At 69.7% G+C, this 16857-nt stretch carries 19 protein-coding genes, 1 tRNA gene and 1 CRISPR repeat array; of the genes, 15 read left to right on the forward strand and 5 right to left on the reverse strand.

All coding sequences use genetic code 11. The features are described from left to right. Window positions 1-35 precede the first annotated feature (35 nt). A CRISPR array of direct repeats spans window positions 36-396; the repeat unit is 30 nt; unit sequence GTCCTCATCGCCCCTACGAGGGGTCGCAAC. Window positions 397-592: 196 nt separating this feature from the next. The 4 genes from AP234_RS31530 to AP234_RS31545 all read right to left on the reverse strand — a co-directional run bounded on the left by AP234_RS31530 (window position 593) and on the right by AP234_RS31545 (window position 2048). Next, window positions 593-814 (reverse strand): helix-turn-helix domain-containing protein, encoded by a 222-nt coding sequence (locus tag AP234_RS31530; protein WP_055483410.1) that lies wholly within the window; start codon window positions 812-814, stop codon window positions 593-595. After that, window positions 811-1293, reverse strand: a complete 483-nt coding sequence (locus AP234_RS31535; RefSeq protein WP_055483411.1) for a C40 family peptidase — start codon at window positions 1291-1293, stop codon at window positions 811-813. The genes AP234_RS31530 and AP234_RS31535 overlap by 4 nt, the downstream gene beginning before the upstream one ends. 65 nt (window positions 1294-1358) lie before the next feature. Then, on the reverse strand, window positions 1359-1751 hold the full coding sequence (locus AP234_RS31540) for a lytic transglycosylase domain-containing protein (RefSeq protein ID WP_055483412.1): 393 nt from the start codon (window positions 1749-1751) through the stop codon (window positions 1359-1361). Between the two features lie 21 nt (window positions 1752-1772). After that, the gene (locus AP234_RS31545) at window positions 1773-2048 is read right to left on the reverse strand and encodes a helix-turn-helix domain-containing protein (protein WP_055483413.1); all 276 of its coding nucleotides are present in this window, start codon (window positions 2046-2048) and stop codon (window positions 1773-1775) included. A gap of 191 nt (window positions 2049-2239) precedes the next feature. Here AP234_RS31545 and AP234_RS31550 point away from each other — a divergent pair, with 191 nt between their 5' ends. The 10 genes from AP234_RS31550 to AP234_RS31595 all read left to right on the forward strand — a co-directional run bounded on the left by AP234_RS31550 (window position 2240) and on the right by AP234_RS31595 (window position 12998). Continuing rightward, window positions 2240-2545 carry a hypothetical protein gene (locus AP234_RS31550; protein WP_055483414.1) on the forward strand — a complete coding sequence of 102 codons (306 nt, stop codon included), beginning with the start codon at window positions 2240-2242 and terminating at the stop codon, window positions 2543-2545. Between the two features lie 77 nt (window positions 2546-2622). Further along, window positions 2623-3282, forward strand: a complete 660-nt coding sequence (locus AP234_RS31555; RefSeq protein WP_055483415.1) for a hypothetical protein — start codon at window positions 2623-2625, stop codon at window positions 3280-3282. A 22-nt stretch (window positions 3283-3304) separates the two neighbouring features. Then, the gene (locus AP234_RS31560) at window positions 3305-4540 is read left to right on the forward strand and encodes a hypothetical protein (RefSeq protein ID WP_055483416.1); all 1236 of its coding nucleotides are present in this window, start codon (window positions 3305-3307) and stop codon (window positions 4538-4540) included. After that, window positions 4537-6012, forward strand: coding sequence for an SCO6880 family protein (locus tag AP234_RS31565; protein WP_055483417.1), 1476 nt, complete (start codon window positions 4537-4539; stop codon window positions 6010-6012). The genes AP234_RS31560 and AP234_RS31565 overlap by 4 nt, the downstream gene beginning before the upstream one ends. Further along, window positions 6009-7436: a hypothetical protein gene (locus AP234_RS31570; protein WP_235558495.1), complete on the forward strand. Its 1428-nt coding sequence runs from the start codon at window positions 6009-6011 to the stop codon at window positions 7434-7436. Before AP234_RS31565 ends, AP234_RS31570 begins: the two co-directional genes overlap by 4 nt. Further along, window positions 7433-9184, forward strand: coding sequence for a TraM recognition domain-containing protein (locus AP234_RS31575; RefSeq protein ID WP_055483418.1), 1752 nt, complete (start codon window positions 7433-7435; stop codon window positions 9182-9184). The genes AP234_RS31570 and AP234_RS31575 overlap by 4 nt, the downstream gene beginning before the upstream one ends. Further along, window positions 9181-9588 (forward strand): DUF4913 domain-containing protein, encoded by a 408-nt coding sequence (locus AP234_RS31580; RefSeq protein WP_055483419.1) that lies wholly within the window; start codon window positions 9181-9183, stop codon window positions 9586-9588. Before AP234_RS31575 ends, AP234_RS31580 begins: the two co-directional genes overlap by 4 nt. Before the next feature lie 32 nt (window positions 9589-9620). Beyond that, on the forward strand, window positions 9621-10022 hold the full coding sequence (locus tag AP234_RS31585) for a hypothetical protein (RefSeq protein WP_055483420.1): 402 nt from the start codon (window positions 9621-9623) through the stop codon (window positions 10020-10022). Between the two features lie 6 nt (window positions 10023-10028). Continuing rightward, complete coding sequence (locus tag AP234_RS31590; RefSeq protein WP_055483421.1) at window positions 10029-11612, forward strand: hypothetical protein; 1584 nt, start codon at window positions 10029-10031, stop codon at window positions 11610-11612. Between the two features lie 279 nt (window positions 11613-11891). After that, window positions 11892-12998: a DUF4037 domain-containing protein gene (locus AP234_RS31595; RefSeq protein ID WP_055483450.1), complete on the forward strand. Its 1107-nt coding sequence runs from the start codon at window positions 11892-11894 to the stop codon at window positions 12996-12998. Between the two features lie 183 nt (window positions 12999-13181). Here AP234_RS31595 and fxlM read toward each other — a convergent pair whose 3' ends face one another. Next, on the reverse strand, window positions 13182-14417 hold the full coding sequence (gene fxlM / locus AP234_RS31600; protein WP_083502605.1) for a methyltransferase, FxLD system: 1236 nt from the start codon (window positions 14415-14417) through the stop codon (window positions 13182-13184). A 194-nt stretch (window positions 14418-14611) separates the two neighbouring features. Between fxlM and AP234_RS31605 the strand changes: the two genes are divergently transcribed. The 5 genes from AP234_RS31605 (at window position 14612) to AP234_RS31625 (ending at window position 16731) form a co-directional block, all read left to right on the forward strand. After that, a complete protein-coding gene (locus AP234_RS31605; protein WP_055483422.1) occupies window positions 14612-15466 on the forward strand; it encodes a hypothetical protein in 855 nt (284 codons plus the stop codon). Between the two features lie 165 nt (window positions 15467-15631). Beyond that, a complete protein-coding gene (locus AP234_RS37495; protein WP_160330526.1) occupies window positions 15632-15781 on the forward strand; it encodes a hypothetical protein in 150 nt (49 codons plus the stop codon). 52 nt (window positions 15782-15833) lie between these two features. Next, window positions 15834-16031, forward strand: coding sequence for a hypothetical protein (locus AP234_RS31615; protein ID WP_055483424.1), 198 nt, complete (start codon window positions 15834-15836; stop codon window positions 16029-16031). Between the two features lie 7 nt (window positions 16032-16038). Next, window positions 16039-16116: transfer RNA gene (locus tag AP234_RS31620), tRNA-Gln, on the forward strand. 84 nt (window positions 16117-16200) lie between these two features. Further along, a complete protein-coding gene (locus AP234_RS31625) occupies window positions 16201-16731 on the forward strand; it encodes a 2'-5' RNA ligase family protein (protein WP_055483425.1) in 531 nt (176 codons plus the stop codon). The last annotated feature ends 126 nt before the right edge of the window (window positions 16732-16857 follow it).

Below are 16857 nucleotides of genomic sequence, written 5' to 3' on the forward strand. Positions count from 1 at the left end.
GCGGTGACGCGGGTGCTGTCGCCGTAGGTGCCGATGTCCTCATCGCCCCTACGAGGGGTCGCAACATGGCACCGGCACGGAGCTCACCGGCGGCTCGTACGCGTCCTCATCGCCCCTACGAGGGGTCGCAACATGATCACGAGGGATGCGCGTTGACCCTGCCAGGTGGTCCTCATCGCCCCTACGAGGGGTCGCAACGCGGTGACGCGGGTGCTGTCGCCGTAGGTGCCGATGTCCTCATCGCCCCTACGAGGGGTCGCAACTGCTGCTGGTCGGCGACGCTGCGCTGGTTGGGCTTGCGTCCTCATCGCCCCTACGAGGGGTCGCAACCACCAGATACGGGAGGGGCGCGGGTCGTCCACGTCCCTCCTCATCGCCCCTACGAGGGGATGGAAGCGTTCTGGGGCCGCTGGAGGCGTGGTTTACCGAGAGGTCAGATCCTGAAAACTAACCCCCTGGGGTACCTCGGAACCGCAGGGGGTCACAGCTTTGGGCGTCCCTTGACAAGAGGATCGAGGCACGGCACGTCTGTGCAGAGGTGCTGTGTCAAGGCCGTATCTTCAACGGCCAAAGCTGCGCGCAACGCCACCGCTCAGGGCCTGCTCGAATGGGGGAGGTCAACGCCGAGGAGCTTCAGGAGTTCGGCGGTTGGGACGAGGTAGGCAACGCCGACACGGATGAGGCGGCAGGGGAACTCGCCCTTCTTGGCCAGCTCATAAGCCTTGGTACGGCCCAGGCCGAGGGCGCGGGCGGCGGTCAGCAGGTCGACGGTGGCCGGCAGTTGCTGCAGCTCGGCCAGGGTGAGGCCCTTCATCTCTTCTCCCAGGAAAGTGCCGGCCGGGTGAACCCGACCACGTCAGAACGAGCGGAATAGGACGCGTACCGCACCACGTCTCCGGTGCGGGGCGCGTGGATCATCTGGCCGGGCGCGACGACCACCCCGACATGCCCAGGACCACCAGGTCCCGGGCGCATGAAGACCAAGTCGCCCGGCAACTCCCGGCCACGAGGAACCGCTGGCCCGCGCCGCCACTGGTCGGCGGCCACGCGCGGGATCGCGATCCCCGCATACTGGTAGGCCCGCATGGTCAGCCCGGAGCAGTCGAAGGAGCCGGGCCCTTCGGCGCCCCAGGCGTACGGCTTGCCGAGCTGCATCCGCGCGTACGCGACAACCCGGCCGGCGACGGCGCTGAGCGGGACGGAGCCGGGTGCGACGGCGACCGCGCACAGCTCCTCCCCCACCCCGTCCGGGGTCACTGAGTAGTGGCCGGCGAAGGCGAGGACGCGGCGCACGTACCAGTCGGCGTGGTTGTACCGCCAGATCGCCCGATACAGGTCGCCCGGAGCGCCACTCGCCTTCAGGTAACGGGCCGCCGCTGGAATTGCGTCGGCCGGTACACGTCGGTCCGCCCGTCGCCGTCGCCATCCACTCCGTACGCCGCCCAGGTCGAAGCGAGGAACTGCATCGGCCCCATCGCGCCCGCGCGGTTGGCTCCTGAGTGGACGCCGGGTGCGGTGGAGCGGCCGTGGTCGCTTTCGACCTTGCCGATGCTGGCGAGCACCGGCCAGGCGATGCCGTACGCCTGCCCGGCCTGCTGGTACAGCCGCAGGTAGTCCGGCGGGATGTCACCGGCGTCTCCCTCGGTGGCACAGCTGTAGGAGCCGACCATCGCGGTGAACGCGAGGACCAGCCCCAGCGGTACGGCGATGACCAGGCATGCGGCCGCGGCCAGGAGCAGCCGCGCGGTCACCGAAACCGGCCATGGCGGCGGTCAGAACTCGCGTGCGCGTTGTCTGGCCTGCTGGGTCGCCAGCCGTCCGGCACCCGGCCCGGTGTGGTCATCGTCGCTGCCCCCCGTATGCGGATGGGGCTGTCGCAGCACGTCGAGCACCGCGCTCCAGGAGTAGCGGTAGTCCTTGCCGGTCCGCAGTGCCGGGATCTGCCCGGCGTTGGCCATCCGGCGGACGGTCTGGGCCGAGAGCCCGAGCTTGGCGGCCAGTTCCTTGGTGGTCAGCACGTCCGGGTCACGGCCGAGCGGCTCGGTCATCGTCACTCCTCGTAGTCGGCGGTCCCCAGGCTAGCTTCCCCACGTGACTGCGACAGCACGCCTTGTGAATGTCTGAAGTTGGATGCAGTCGTTTGAGACTGCTTGCGCTCTGGGAACTACCCACAGTGCGTGACGCTCACGCTACGAAGAGCAACTTTCCAATGAGTGATCTGAAGCGGAGGAGGGCCAGCATGCTGCTCAGCGCAGTCCTGCACAGCGCGGTCGTGGAGATGGCCCAGGCGGTACCGGTGCCCAACCCCGATCCGATCGCACCGCCGGGCCTCGACAAGCCGATCAACACGATCCTCGGCTGGGGCAAGTGGGGTGTGATCGTCGCCGGGGTCGCGGGCCTGTTCATCTGCGGGGCTCAGATGGCGATCGGACGGAAGAACCGCTCGTCCTTCGCCGCCGACGGCGCCTCGGGCATCCCCTGGGTGCTGGGTGGGCTCAGCTTGGCCGCGACCGCGTCCGGCATCGTCGGGATGTTCCTGCGATGAAGCCCTCACTCAGTGCCTGCCTCCCAGCACCGTCTCGCACCACAGTCCCGGCACTCGCCATAGGCACAGCTACCGGGATGCTCGTCCTGCTGACCGCGTGCTCGTCTGCTCCGACGACGGTCGCGATCCCGGCGTCGGCGGCAGCGACCTCGTCCTCCTCCAAGCCAACTCCCGATGGTCCGCAGGCTTCACCGGTACGGCTGTCGCGTCTGACCTGGCAGGACTTCCACGGGGTACGGCTGCCGCTGTCGGATGTCGACGGCCCGCGCCGCCTCGACCACGACCGCGCGGCGGGCTTCGCCCGTACCCGACAGGGTGCGCTGCTCGCAGCGCTACACATCGCGGTACGGGCGAACGCGCAATGGGGTCCGGACGTGTTCGAGCCGACCATCGCCGAGCAGGTGACCGGCCCGGATGCCGACAAGCTGCTGGAGGAGACCCGCACACAGTACGAGCAGAGCAGGCGGGAGGCCGGGCTGCCGAATGGCAGTGCGCTCGGCGTCGCGTACGTGGCCGAGGAGGCCTACCGCTGGCAGAGCTACACGCCGGATGCCGCGACCGTGGACCTGGTCAGCGCCGGACCCTCCCCCGCCGGGACGACCGTACGCGCGGTCACTCGGGTCCAGGTCGTCTGGCGCGGCGGGGACTGGCGGGTGGTGGCCCCGCTCGGCGGCGACTGGGGCAACGCGGCCGGCCCGCTCACCTCCCTCGACGGCTACACCACCTTCGAGGGGTGACTCTGGGATGTCCTGCTCAAGCTTGATCTCACCCACCTGCATCTTCACCGACGGCCTGGTCGGGCAGATGGCCGCCGGGGCCGCCAACGGCGTCCTCGGTGAGATCGCCAAGGCCATCCAGGACGGCGTGACCTGGGTGATCGGCAACACTGTCAGCTGGTGGGTGAAGATCCCCTCACCGGATCTCGCCGCCGAATCCGCCGTGGATCGTATGCGTCAGTGGACGCTGCCGATCGCGGTCGCTGTCGCCGTACTCGGCGTGATCAGCTCAGGCGCGAAGATGGCTCTGTCGCGCAAGGCGAGCCCGCTGGCCGACGTCGGTTCCGGTCTGATGGTCATGGCGGCGACCTCGACTATCGGCGTGCTGATCGCGTCCATGCTGGTCAAGGCCGGTGACGCCTGGTCCGATTGGATCCTCAACGCCTCGACGCATGGCGATTTCGGTGAGCGTCTGACCAAGGTTCTCACTCTCGGCTCGGCAGCCCCCGGCGTCGTGATCGTGCTGGGCGTCATCGCGATCCTCGCCGGTGTCGTCCAAGCCGTGCTCATGCTGTTCCGCGAGGCCGCGCTGGTCATCCTCTCCGGGCTGCTCCCGCTGGCCGCCGCCGGATCGATGACCACGCTGACCAAGCCCTGGTTCCGGAAGCTGACCGGGTGGATGCTCGCGCTGATCTGCTACAAGCCCGCCGCAGCAGCCGTGTACGCGACCACGTTCACGATGATCGGCAACGGTAAGGACGCCCGCACGATCGTCATGGGCTTCGCGATGCTGGTCCTGTCGCTGGTCGCGCTGCCGGTGCTGATGAAGTTCTTCACGTGGACGACCGGCTCGCTGGCCACGGTGAGCGGTGGTGGAGGTCTGCTCGGCGCGAGCATCGCCGGCGCGGTCGCGGTCGGCACATTCCGCGGCGGCGGAGGCTCGGCCTCCTCAGGCGCGAGCACACACGCCGACTTCCTGTCCGCCCAGCTCGGCGGGGGTAGAGGTGGCAACGGCGCGCCGCCGACTTCTCCTTCGGGTGCCGCTCCGGCAGCGGCGGGCGCCGGCGTAACGCCGGGCTCAGGTGCGGGGTCGGCCACGTCAGGCGCGTCGGGAAGCGCCTCGGCAGGCAGCGCATCAGCTGGTACGGCCAGGAGCGCGGCGGCAGGCGCTGCCTCGGGACCGGCGGGGGCCGCAGCGGCGGCGGCCGCCGTAGTCGGGAACCTCGCCAACGGTGCGAGAACCGCCGCCAACTCGACACAAGAGGACCACCAGCGATGACGTCACCGGCAACAGACATCCGCACGTACGGCGGCTGGCGCAGGCGACGCGGTCTCGGCCTGCTCGGTCTGGGAACAACCGGGACCTTCGTCGCGCTCGGCGTGGTCGCCGCCGTGGTCCTGGCGGTCTCGATCGACGCCCGCACCGTACTGTTCACCGGGCCACCCACCGCGCTGGCCGGAGTCCTGGTGCTCGTCCGCGTCAGCGGCGTGCCGGTCGCGCACTTCCTGGTCCGCCGCGTCCGCTGGTCGTACGGCAAGGCACGCGGCCACACCCGCTACCGGGCCGGCGTCGTGGTGGCGCACCCGCGCGCCTTCCAGCTTCCCGGGGTTCTGGCGTCGACCCGGCTGCTGTCGGCCGAGGACGCCTTCGGCCAGCAGTACGGCATCGTGTGGGACCGGCGGGCCGGACTGTTCACCGCGACGTTGAAGGTGTCGGCGGCCTCGACCTGGCTCGCCGAGCGGACCGACGCCGACACCTGGGTGGCCAACTGGGGCGCCTGGCTGGCCTCGCTCGGGCACATGCCGACCATCCGCTGGGTCACCGTCACCATCGACACCGCCCCCGAGCCCGGCTCCGCCCTCGCCGACCACATCGAGCGGACGCTGTCAGCGAACGCTCCCGAGCCGGCGGTACGGCTGATGCGGCAGCTGGTCGGTACGGCACCGCGAACGGCCGCCCGGGTCGACACCTACGTGAGCATGACGTTCGACCCGACCCGCTCCCCCGCCGGCCTGGACGACATGACCACCGCCCTGGATGAGCTGGGCCGTACCCTCGACGCCCTGGCCTCCGCTCTTGGAGTGTGCGGGGTCACGGTCACCGGACGGGCCAGTGCCGCCGAGCTGGCCGGGATCGTACGCGCCGCGTTCGACCCCGCCGCCCGCGCGGACACCACCCGAGTCGAAGACAATTCAGCCGCCACCCTGAACTGGGCGGATGCCGGGCCAGTCGGGGCCGAAGAGCATCACGATCACTACCGGCACGACAGCGGCGTCAGCGTGAGCTGGGCCTGGCACGAGGCACCGCGCCAGAACGTCCCGGCCGACGTGCTCAGCCGCCTGGTCGCCCCCGGTCCGTTCGCCAAGCGGGTCAGCATCCAGTACCGCCCGCTGCCCGCCGCCGAGGCGACCCGCGTGCTGGAGGAAGAGGTCAACGCGGCGGCGTTCCGCGAGCACTACCGCCGCCGTACCGGCCGGGACGAGACCGCCCGCGACGCCTACGACCAGGCCCGAGCCCGCCAGGCCGCCGCCGAGGAAGCCACCGGGGCCGGGGTCACGCTCGTCACGATGTACGTCACCACCACGGTCACCGACATCGCCGACCTGCCCCGCGCGGTCGCCGTGACCGAGGCCGCCGCCGAGGGCTCACGCATCCGGCTACGCCGTCTGTGGGGCAGCCAATCCGCCGCCTTCGCCACCACGCTCCCCTGCGGCATCTGCCCCGCCGAACTCACACGGAGGTTCCAATGACCAAGGCGGCGATGACGTCGTCGCTCGCCCCGGCGCGGGGCTGGCGCGAGCCGTACGGCGGACGCGCCGTGCACATCGAGGCCGGCGCGGAGTTCCAGGCGACCACGGCGCAGGCCTGCGGGCTGTTCCCGTTCGTGGCCGGCTCGGGATCGCCCGCGATCGGCACGCCTATCGGGCGGCATCAGCTGTTCGGGGAAGTCGTCTGCCTCGATCCGCTGGCGTGGCTGCGCGCCGGGCTGGTCACCAACCCCGGCGTGTTCGTGCTCGGCCAGCCGGGCACCGGCAAGTCCACCCTGGTCAAGCGGCTCATCACCGGCGCCATCGCGTTCGGCTCGACCGCGCTGATACTCGGCGACACCAAACCCGACTACACGATGCTGGTGGAGCACGTCGGCGGGCAGGTCATCCGCGTCGGCCGCGGCCTGGACCGGATCAACCCGCTGGACGCCGGCCCGCTCGGCCATGCCGTACGGAACCTGTCCGGCGCCGAAGCCGAGCGCATGCGCTGGGAACTGCGCGGGCGACGGCTATCGCTGCTGATGGCGCTGTGCACGCTCGTCCGCGAGGCCCCGATCAGCAACGCCGAGGAGGTCATCCTCGGCCGCGCGATCGACCTGCTCGACGACCACCTCACCGGCACCGCCACAGCGCCAACGGTTCCTGATGTGCTTGCCGTACTCGAAGAAGGACCCGAGGCCTTGCGGTCGGCGGCGCGTACCAACAACCCGGAGCGCTATCACGAGCGTGTCGGAGATCTGGTCTTCACCCTCGAACTGCTCTGCAGCGGATCGCTGGCCGGCGTGTTCGACGGACCGACCACCCGCACTATCGACCTGAGTGCGCCCGCGGTCTCGGTCGACATCTCCCGCGTCGGCGCGGCCGGAGACAAGCTGCTGACCGCCGCGATGCTGTGCACCTGGGCGTACGGCTTCGCCATGGTCGACGGCACCGCCGGCGAGGGCCGTTCCTACCTCGGAGTGATGGACGAGCTTTGGCGGGCGCTGCGCGGGGCACCCGGGCTGGTCGAGTACGCCGACAGCCTCACCCGCCTGAACCGCGCCAAGGGCATGGCCTCCATCATGATCACCCATTCGCTGGCCGACCTCGAAGCACTGCCCACCGAAGAAGACCGGGCCAAGGCACGCGGGTTCATCGAGCGCAGCGCGATCACCGTGCTGGCCGGACTGCCACCACGCGAGCTGGCCCGCGTGAGCGAGATCGCCCGGCTGACCGGACCCGAGCAGGAACTGGTCGCCTCCTGGTCGGCACCCGACTCCTGGCAACCGGGCGCGCGGCATCCCGGACGGGGCAAGTACCTGATCAAAACGGGTGACCGGCTCGGCATCCCGGTCGAGCTCGCGCTCGTCGGCGTCGAGCACGAGCTGTACGACACCGACCAGGCCATCCGCCGGAGCGTGCAATGACCAGGGCAGTGGGACCACGCGCCGGGTTCACCCCGCACGGCGCGACCGGCGGATGGGTACTGCTGCTCACCGGATGGGGCATCGTGGCCGTCTTCGGCCTCGTCTGGATCGCCGCGCGGATCGCCGCCGCCCCGTTCGGCGGGCAGGTCCGCGAGTTCGGGACCGACTTCGTCTTCGCTGTGCTCGACGGCCGTACGGCCACCGCCTGGCCGGGCACGCCGACGCCCGTGGTCGTCGTGGTCGCCGCTCTGCTGGCCACCGCCGCGCTCGCCGGGTGCACGGGCGTGTGGTGGCTGATCGCAGGCCGTCTGAGCGACCCCACCGATCCTGTGGCGGCGCTGGCCGACAACCCCGGCCTAGCCGTACTGAAACCAGACGCGGCCGAGAGGAAGGCCCGCGAGCTGCGCCCTTCCCTCGCCGACGCGCCCGCCGGGGCAGTTGAGCCGTACGACATCGGGCTGGCGCTGGGTGAGCTGATGCGCGGCGGTCCGACCCTGTACGCGTCCTGGGAGGACACCATCGTCGCGTTCATGGCCCCGAGGTCGGGCAAAACGACGTGCCTGAGCATTCCGTACGTGCTGTCGGCGCCCGGGCCGGTGATCGCCACATCGAACAAGGCCGACCTGTGGGCGGCCACGGCGGCGCTGCGGTCCGCGTACGGCCCGGTGTGGCTGTTCGATCCGCAGCGCATCACCTACCAGCAGCAGTCCTGGTGGTGGGACCCGCTGCGCGACCTGGCCACGGTCGAAGACGCCCACCGCCTGGCCGGGCACTTCGTCCTGACCGTCGACGACGGGCAGAAACGCGACCTGTGGGGCCCGGCAGCCCAGGACCTGCTCTGTGCGCTGTTCCTGGCCGCCGCAACCTCTGGCCGCACGCTCAGGGATGTGGCCAAGTGGCTGGACGCCCCGGCCGTACCCACCCCGATCGAACTGCTGGAGGCCGCCGGGTTCCACCTGCTCGCCTCCTCGCTGCGCGGCGCGCAGAACGGCGCGGTCGAAACCCGGGACGGCATCTACCAGACCGCCCGGACGGCGGCCAAGGCACTGCGCGACGAGGCGATCATCTCCTGGGTCACACCGTCGTCGCTGCCGGTCTTCGACCCGTACGGCTTCGCCGGCGGCGGCGAGACCCTCTACTTGCTGTCGAAGTCGCGGTCGGCCGCAGCACCGCTGATCGCCGCGCTGACCGACACCACCATGCGGGCGGCCGAACGGCGTGCCGAACGCATGGGCGGCCGGCTCGACCCGCCGATGGTGGTCTCCCTGGACGAGGCGGCCAACATCTGCCGCATCTCCGACCTGCCCGAGCTGTACAGCCACCTCGGCTCACGCGGCATCATCCCGGTGACGATCCTGCAGTCGTACGAGCAGGGCGTGACCGTGTGGGGCGAGGCCGGCATGGCCGCCATGTGGGGCGCCGCGACCCGTAAGGTGATCGGCGCCGGGGTCGACTCCCCGCGTCTGGCCCGCGATCTCGCCACGCTCGTCGGCCAGCACGACGTCCCGGTGCGCTCGGTCTCCTATGCCGAAGGGCGCGCCTCGGAGCAGATCTCACTACGTCGGCAGGACATCCTGGAACCGGCCGCGATCCGCGCACTCCCACCGGGAACGGCCCTGCTCCTGGCGACCGGTGGACGACCCGCGTTGATCTCGCTGCTGCCCTGGTACGAAAGCCGCGACGCCGACCGCATCCAGGCCTGCCGCCAACGGCTCGAACGACTGATCACAGAAGGCGCGACCCGATGACCGAGCAGGAGAGCGAGCCCGTTTACGCATCGGTCGAGGAGTGGGTGACCGAGCGGTTCATCCCGATGTACCGGCGCACACTCGGCGGTGAGTTCCGCTGGTGCGCCCAATGGTGGAAGCACGCCGAGGCGATCTCCCGGCTCACCGCGCTCTGGCACGCCTGGGAGGCGTTGCGCCTGGAGGCCGGCACCGGCATGGGCGTGTGGTACCGCGACCACCTCGACCATCAACTGCCGATCCTGCTCGGCTCTCGTGGGCCCTTCTACCAGTGCAGCGAGGACGAGCACCTCGAACCGCACCAGGCCAACGTCGAACCCGCCCCGGACGGCTGGTGGGCGATATCCACAGAATCCGATTCGGACGACCAGTCAGACGATCCGTACGCCAAGAGTCATCTTCTTTAAGGCCCAGTCAATCCGATCACCGAGGAGCCCACGTGTCCCTGATCAACCACCTGTCCACCGCGCACGCCGAACTGGAATCCCGCCGCGACGTCGACAGCGCTCTGCGCGCATTCGCCGTACTGAGAGAGGCGGCGTGGGCGATGGAGGAGGTCGCCCCGCGTGAGGAGTTTCCCGCGTGGGTCTATGCCGGGCAGGCGGCGTCCGAAGGTGTGTCGGCGCTGGTGCCGGTGGCCACGACGCCGTTCACGTCTCCCGAGGTCGGCGAGGAGATCGGAGAAGGGTCCGCAGTGGCCGAATCGATGGCGGCCCTCGGTGCGCTGCTGCGCGAGGTGATGGCCGATGCGGCGCATGAGAACGACGATCCGGACGCCCGGCTCGCTTCGCTGGTCGCCGCTCGTTGCGGCACGCAAATCCAGACACTGCTGGGCGAGTGAGCGTCGATGACCGCCGTCTACGGCGACTTCATGTGGCAAGCGACCGAGCACATGCAGACCGCCGCCCATTGCTCCCAGCAGAAGCTGAGAAAACGCCCCACCCTCGCCACTCTCGACGCGGCCCAGCAGATGACGAAGGTACTGCTCCGGTACCTCCATGACTTCACCCCCGAGACCATCGGCATCCATGGCCAGCGCGTTCATCTATGGGATCGAGTGAACGACCCGCGAATCCTGCTGCAGGAGGCGAACAGGATCCTGCACAGGCTCGGCGACCAGGTCGTCGGCCATCCACGCGATGCCCATCACCTGGTGCCGACCCATATCTCGGCCGCCACCCTCGCGCTGGGCACTGGCCATGACCTGTTGAAAACGCACTACACGCCACGCTCGGACTGGGCGAATGCGCTCGAGCATCCCGACGTTCAGCTCGCCCTCCTGGATATGGTGGCACGACAGGCACGGCTCCTGGGCCTGGTCATGGAGGCCGTCCACAACGAACTGCGCAGGGCGGGCCTGCCCTTCACCTCCTTGTATCGGCTCGTCAACACGCTCCGAACGTCGGGCGAGGCGACCACCAGACCCACCGGGCCATGGGGTACCGAGACGCTGGCGGCGGTGCCCCTTCGGACGGAGCGGGCACCGACTTCGATCCGACCGACCTCGTCGGTCGAAGAGATCTGCACAGGGATCGTCGCGGACGCCGAGGGGATACGGGCGGCGCTCCCTGTCGAGAGCGCGGTTTCCGGAACGCGATGCGAGCGCAACGCGGCCGCTGCCGCGGTCATCGTCCACTGCGCCCACGACGTCGTCACCCTGCTGATCCGGCGCCACATCGAGCTTCATCCGTCAAGCGATCTTCTCCTCCGCCGCACACTCCGGAAGTCTGTGGAAGAGCTCGACCGGGTGTCCAAGCGATGGCAGGCCATACGGCGCTGCTGGGCACGATCGGTCATGAAGACCGAACCACCGGCCGAATCACCACATCTCGATCGAATGGTGATCCGCATGGGCCGGCTCGGCTCACGCGACCCCGAATGGACGATCAAGCGCCGCGATCTCATGCCGATGAAGACTCCAGCGGAACTCGCTCCGACCTCGTCGGACATGTCTCGCGTCCTCCTCTCGATGAGACGAGCGCTGGAGGCCCTCGCCATACTCGCCGAGCGCGACGCGACCGGCCTCATCACTGATCGGGCTGCGCTGGGCATCGTGCTTAATCCACTGGTCAACGCATCGAGCCAAGATGACGCGGCCAGAACCGCGGTGATACAGCCTCTGCTGATCGCGTATCGCGAGGTGATCGGCCATATCAACGTGGTGCTCTCTCATCTGAACCAGGCGACCCTGCAGGCTGCCGCTCCCACCCAATGTCCGGGTCTGGCCGCCGAGATCTCCGCACTCGACCGTCGCCGCGACCCATCCGTCCTCACCGCGCTGTCCGACAGCCCTCTGATCGGAGGCACCGCGCCACCATCCAGGACCACCGGCGCAACCGGCCAACCGATCGCAGGCTCGTCGCCTACCAATCGATCGATTTCCAGATCCTTCAGCGGCGCGAGTCAGCAGAGCGGGAAGCCGACGAGGTGAGAATCACCGGGACCCCACGACGGCGGACAGTTCCAACCCGGTGGTACGTCCCCGACGGGAGTCCGTCGCAGCTCGCGCCGTTCTCACCAATGACCTACTGAGCCGTCGACTGTTGCTGGCCGGGTCGCAGGGGCTCACCCGCACACAATGGTCGCCTCCATCACGGACACGAGTTCCTCGAGTGCACGCAGTTGAGTGCCCGCGATCCGCGGCGCCAAGGGCGGGATGGCGTGGCGAAACCCGGTGGTTCCCGGGCCGCCGACCCTGCACAGTGATCCCATGACGACTCCCGCCGCCGAGTTCCTGCCTGGTCTTACGCTGTCACGGATCTTCTATGAGGAGGCGGTACGGCCGATCCTCGAGGAGGAATACCCCTGGCTGCGGTACGCCGCCGCGAGGGTCGGCCCGGGATCGGAGGTGCTCGGGTTCGACACCGCACGGTCGGCAGATCACGACTGGGGGCCGCGACTGGATCTGTTCCTCACGCCTGAAGACGCCACCGCGCATGCGGCCGACCTGCAACGGCTCCTGGCGCACAGGTTGCCCAAACAGATCCGCGGCTGGCCCACCCACTTTCGTCACCGGCAACCGGGCAACCCGGTCGGCCACATGGGGATGACGGACGGGCCGGTCAACCACCGAGTCTTGGTCAACGCCGTCGGCTCCTGGCTGAACGCTCACCTCGGCCTCCACCCGCAGACCGTGGAACCGACCGTGAGCGACTGGCTGGCGATGCCGCAGCAGAGGCTCGCCGAAATCACCGGCGGCGTGGTCTTCCACGACGGGCTCGGCACGCTCACCGCTGTACGTCGGTGCCTGGCCTGGTACCCCGACCAGGTGTGGCGGTATCTGCTGGCCTGCCAGTGGCAGCGCATATCCCAGGAGGAAGCCTTCGTCGGACGCTGCGCCGAGGTCGGCGACGATCTCGGATCCGTCCTCATCGCCGGACGGTTGGTCCGCGACCTGATGCGGCTGTGCCTACTGCTCGTACGGCGATACGCGCCGTACGGCAAGTGGCTGGGCAGCGCGTTCGCCCAGGTGCCCGTAGCCGAGGAATTGATGCCGTCGCTCCGCGAGGCGGTTGCGGCGATGGATTACCCGGCGCGGGAGCGGCACCTGTGCGACGCCTACGAGATCGTGGCCCACCTGCAGAACGACACCGGGCTCGCGGAGCCGGTGAACCCGGCGCGCCGGCCGTACCACGACCGGCCCTTCCAGGTGCTGCACGCCGAACGCTTCGCCCGGGCCCTGGCCCAGACCATCACCCACCCCGAACTGCGCGCCCTGCCATTGACCGGGAGCGTCGACCAGTGGGCGGACAACACCGACTTTCTCGGACGGCAACGACCCGTGCGCGCTGTGATCACCAGCTGCTGTGAGGGTTGACACGAAACGGGGCTCCGCCAGGCATGCGGCAGCGGGCTCCGACCAGTGCTCTCGGAGGGGCGATATCTGCACGATCAAGAGCCTTCGGATATACCCCGACCTGATCGAGAGGGATGCCACGGGGTACATAGCCTCGACACTGTCTGGCGGTGGATCGGTCGTTGGCATCTCGCTGCGGGGTGATCAGGACCACGTCATGACCAGTTGGGTGTGCCGCTTGGGGAAGACCCGCCCCACGGCCGGCACCGGCACTGCGGCCTCCGCGGGATAGAGGGTGAAGTCAGGTCCGGGGCTATGCCGCCGATCGCGGTTCCACGTACGCATGTGATCGCGGAGTCGCTGGGCGAGTTCGGCACCGCGGCGGCCGTGCCCGTAGACGCCGAACTCGTGACGGCGTTCCCCGGAGTCCCCGTCGCGGTTGGCAGGGCGGACAGTGAGGTAAGCGAAGCTGTCGGGGGTGATCAGGGCCGGGCAGTACCACCGGGTGGCCGGCTGGGCGAGGTCGCAGTCCCGGTCCGGGTCCCGCCAGATCATGCCGAAGGTGTCGTCCACGGTCGCCAGCCACAGGTTCAGAGTGTCAAACGGCTCGCCGTTGCCGACCGCGATACCGGTCCACACCTCGGCCCGGGCACCGTTCAGCGCCGCATCGAGTGCGGCGACGTCGAGTTCGGGACCGCCGTCGATCGTCAGCTTGACTGCTCCGCCGGCCAGGGCCGCCTCCCGTTCGGCGTGTGCGCCGTCGCCCTGGATCGGGATGAACCCGCACACGGTCGGGTTCAGCCCCATGAGGTGGTCGCCGTCGTGGACGAAGGTGATCGACCGGGTGATCGTGGCGAAGATCAGAGGTACGACCATCCGCCCGCCCGGGGCGAGCAGCCGTCCCCAGGGGCAGTCCCAGACTCCGACCGTGACCAGGACGGCGTCGAAGGGACCGTGCTCGTCGGCGGCGTACTCCGCGTCCCCGCAGACGACCTTCACATGCGGATAGCCGGCCTCGGCGAGGAACCGGCCGGCCCGCCCGGTGACCCATGGATCGATGTCCACGGTGACCACCGCCCCCTCCGGGCCGACGATCTCGGCCAGCAGCGCGGCGTTGTACCCACCGCTGCCGATCTCCAGAACCCGCGCGCCCTTCCGCAACCGGGCTGCTTCGATCATCTCGGCCTGCAGCCATGGCGCGCTGATGGAACTCGTCGCCCGGCCCGCGGCGTCACGCTTGGTGATGACGACGTCGTTGGCGGAGTAGACGGCGGTGAGCGGGGCCTCGGGGGCGAACATCTCGCGCGGGACCGCGGCGAAGGCATCGGCGACCTCGCCGGCACGGATCCAGCCCTCGCGCTTCAACTGGGCGACCATCTCGGCGCGCAGCCGCTCAGGAGACGGCGATGAGGACCCGGGGGAGAGCGTGTCGGCGGTCACCGCGCCGACGCTAGCGTCACCGCCCGACGGTTTCCGAGACCCGGATGACTACGGCGAGCCCAGGTCAATCCCTGCCGGAGCCGGTCAACTCGCCCGCAACTGCTTCGGAGCCATCGGTAAGCACACCGGTAAGCACCCGGTTCGGCAGAAGGCCCATGGTGAACCCTTCAGCGCTTCCGTCCGTCTCACCGGGCATGAGGGGAATCTGCTTCGCCGTCGTGCTCGTCGCGCTCGCCGCCTGCGGAACGGCGCCAGCGGCGACCACGCCGGCGAAGCGGTACCAGGCCGACGCGACCGTGCTCGCCGACTCCAGACAAGGTCCCCAGCTCTGCGCCCACGTCGCCCAGTCCATGCCGCCCCAGTGCGCCGGACCCGACATCATCGGCTGGGACTGGAATGCGGTCGAGCATTCCAAGCATGGGGGCGTGCGCTGGGGCGACTACCATGTGGTCGGCACCTGGGACGGTGAACGGCTCACGCTCACCGAGCCTGCGCGTCCCGCCGAGCGCGACAAGGCCCCGCACGACCGGCCCGAACGCACCACACCATGCCCGACGCCCGCAGGCGGATGGCGCCCGATCGACCCGGCGAAGGCCACCGAGAAGGCGATGGAGACCGCACTCGCCAGAGCCCGGAAGCTCCCCGGCTACGCCGGCGCCTGGCTGGACCAGAGCTACCTCGACCAGATCGACGGCTACGATCCCCGCGACCGGCGATGGGTGGAGCGGTACGCCAACGACCCGAAACGGCTTGTGCTCAACCTGCGCTTCACCGGCGACCCGGCCACTCACGAGCCCGCGATCCGCAAGATCTGGGGCGGGGCGCTGTGCCTGAGCCGTGCCCAGCGCACCGCGGCGGAGCTCCGGACCCTCCAGCAGCGGATAGAGAAAGAGATCGAGGGCTGGCAGTCCCTGTCGGCGAACGAACTGGAGGACCGCGTCGAGGTCGGGGTCTGGGTGGCCACCCCGGAGCTGCAGCGCCGGCTCGACGAGAAATACGGCAAGGACCTGGTACGTCTCAACGGCTTCCTCCAGCCGGTGACCTCGTAAAAGCCCCGTAGACCGGCACCCGCCCCATGACCCATCGGAGTCCCGGCAACCAGTCAGCCAGGGACTCAGTGGTGTAGCGGGCCGGTCTCTCCCCCTCCGATCTCCCGAACCGCAGCCCGGATGGACCTGCTGGAGGTGGCCTGCCCGGGCAAGGCCATACGCTTTATGGCCGCCGACCTGGTCGCCTGGCACCCCGCCGGCGGCGGCGATGTCGACCCCAACACCGCGGTGTGGGCGGCGCTGCTCCCCGCCATGGGCTGTGCTGGACGGCAGCGCGGCCTGCACCCGTGCCGACGTCGAGGCGGCCTGCCGTAGCCGGGCTCGACCCGGAGAAAGCAGGCTGGACCGCCCCGAGCGCAGGGGGGCGGTGGCGGTGTTCCGGCCGACGCCCGAGTTGGTGCACGGGGTGAGCATCGCCGACCCGGTGTGGGCGGGGCTGCTGCGGCGGGCCGGGGTGTTCAGCGGCAAGCAGGTCAAACCGGACCTGGCCGCCGACGCCGTCCACGGGCTGGCCTCCGGGGTCGTGGTCAGCGATCTGCCCACCGCCGACCATCCGGCACAATAGGCCGGTGGCCTCCACGTGGCTCAGCGGTAGAGCTCCCGGCTCTGGGACCGGGTGGACGCCGGTTCGAGCCCGGCCGGCGGCGCCACCCACGATCAACGGGGCGACCCTACCGAAGCCCAGCGGCAGGAGGACCACCCCGTACGACGAAGCCCGGTGAGACGAGGCAGACGTGGCCGACACCTTATTCGTGGCGGGTGAGACCGCGCTCGTGGTCGCCGTGCCCGAATCCGAGCCGGTCGTCGGCCGCTGGCGGGAGCGCTTCGATTCCTCCGCCGCCTGTGGCGTACCCGCGCACGTGACCGTCCTGTACCCGTTCCTTCCCGCCGACCGGATGGACGACCGGCTCCTGGCCGAACTGCGGGATCTGTTCGCCGACCACGCCCCCTTCGAGGTACGGTTCGACCGCTGTGGACGCTTTCCCGCCGTGCTGTACCTGACCCCCGAGCCCGCCATGCCGTTCACGAAGCTGACCGAGGCCGTCGTAGCACGCTGGCCCGAGGCTCCGCCCTACGGCGGGCAGTTCGACCAGATCATCCCGCACCTGACCGTCGCCGAGACTGCGGACCCCCGCATCGGGGATGAAATCGAAGCCGATCTCCTCCCCCGGCTGCCCATCAATACACACGCCAACGCGGTCACGCTGCTGGTCTGCGACGGCCTCCGATGGCGAGCGGCAGCCGCGTTCCCCCTGGGCCGCTGAACCAGCGTTGCAGGGCCAGGATCGGCCGATCAGCCCAATTCCCATCGGGATGGCGCCCCGCTCCGCCTGCGCTCCCTCTACTCTCACACTCCACTTTTCCGGTCGCTATCACCTTCGTTGAGGTGC

Source organism: Sphaerimonospora mesophila (assembly GCF_001417795.1).
In the GTDB taxonomy this organism is placed as follows: Bacteria; Actinomycetota; Actinomycetes; order Streptosporangiales; family Streptosporangiaceae; genus Sphaerimonospora; species Sphaerimonospora mesophila.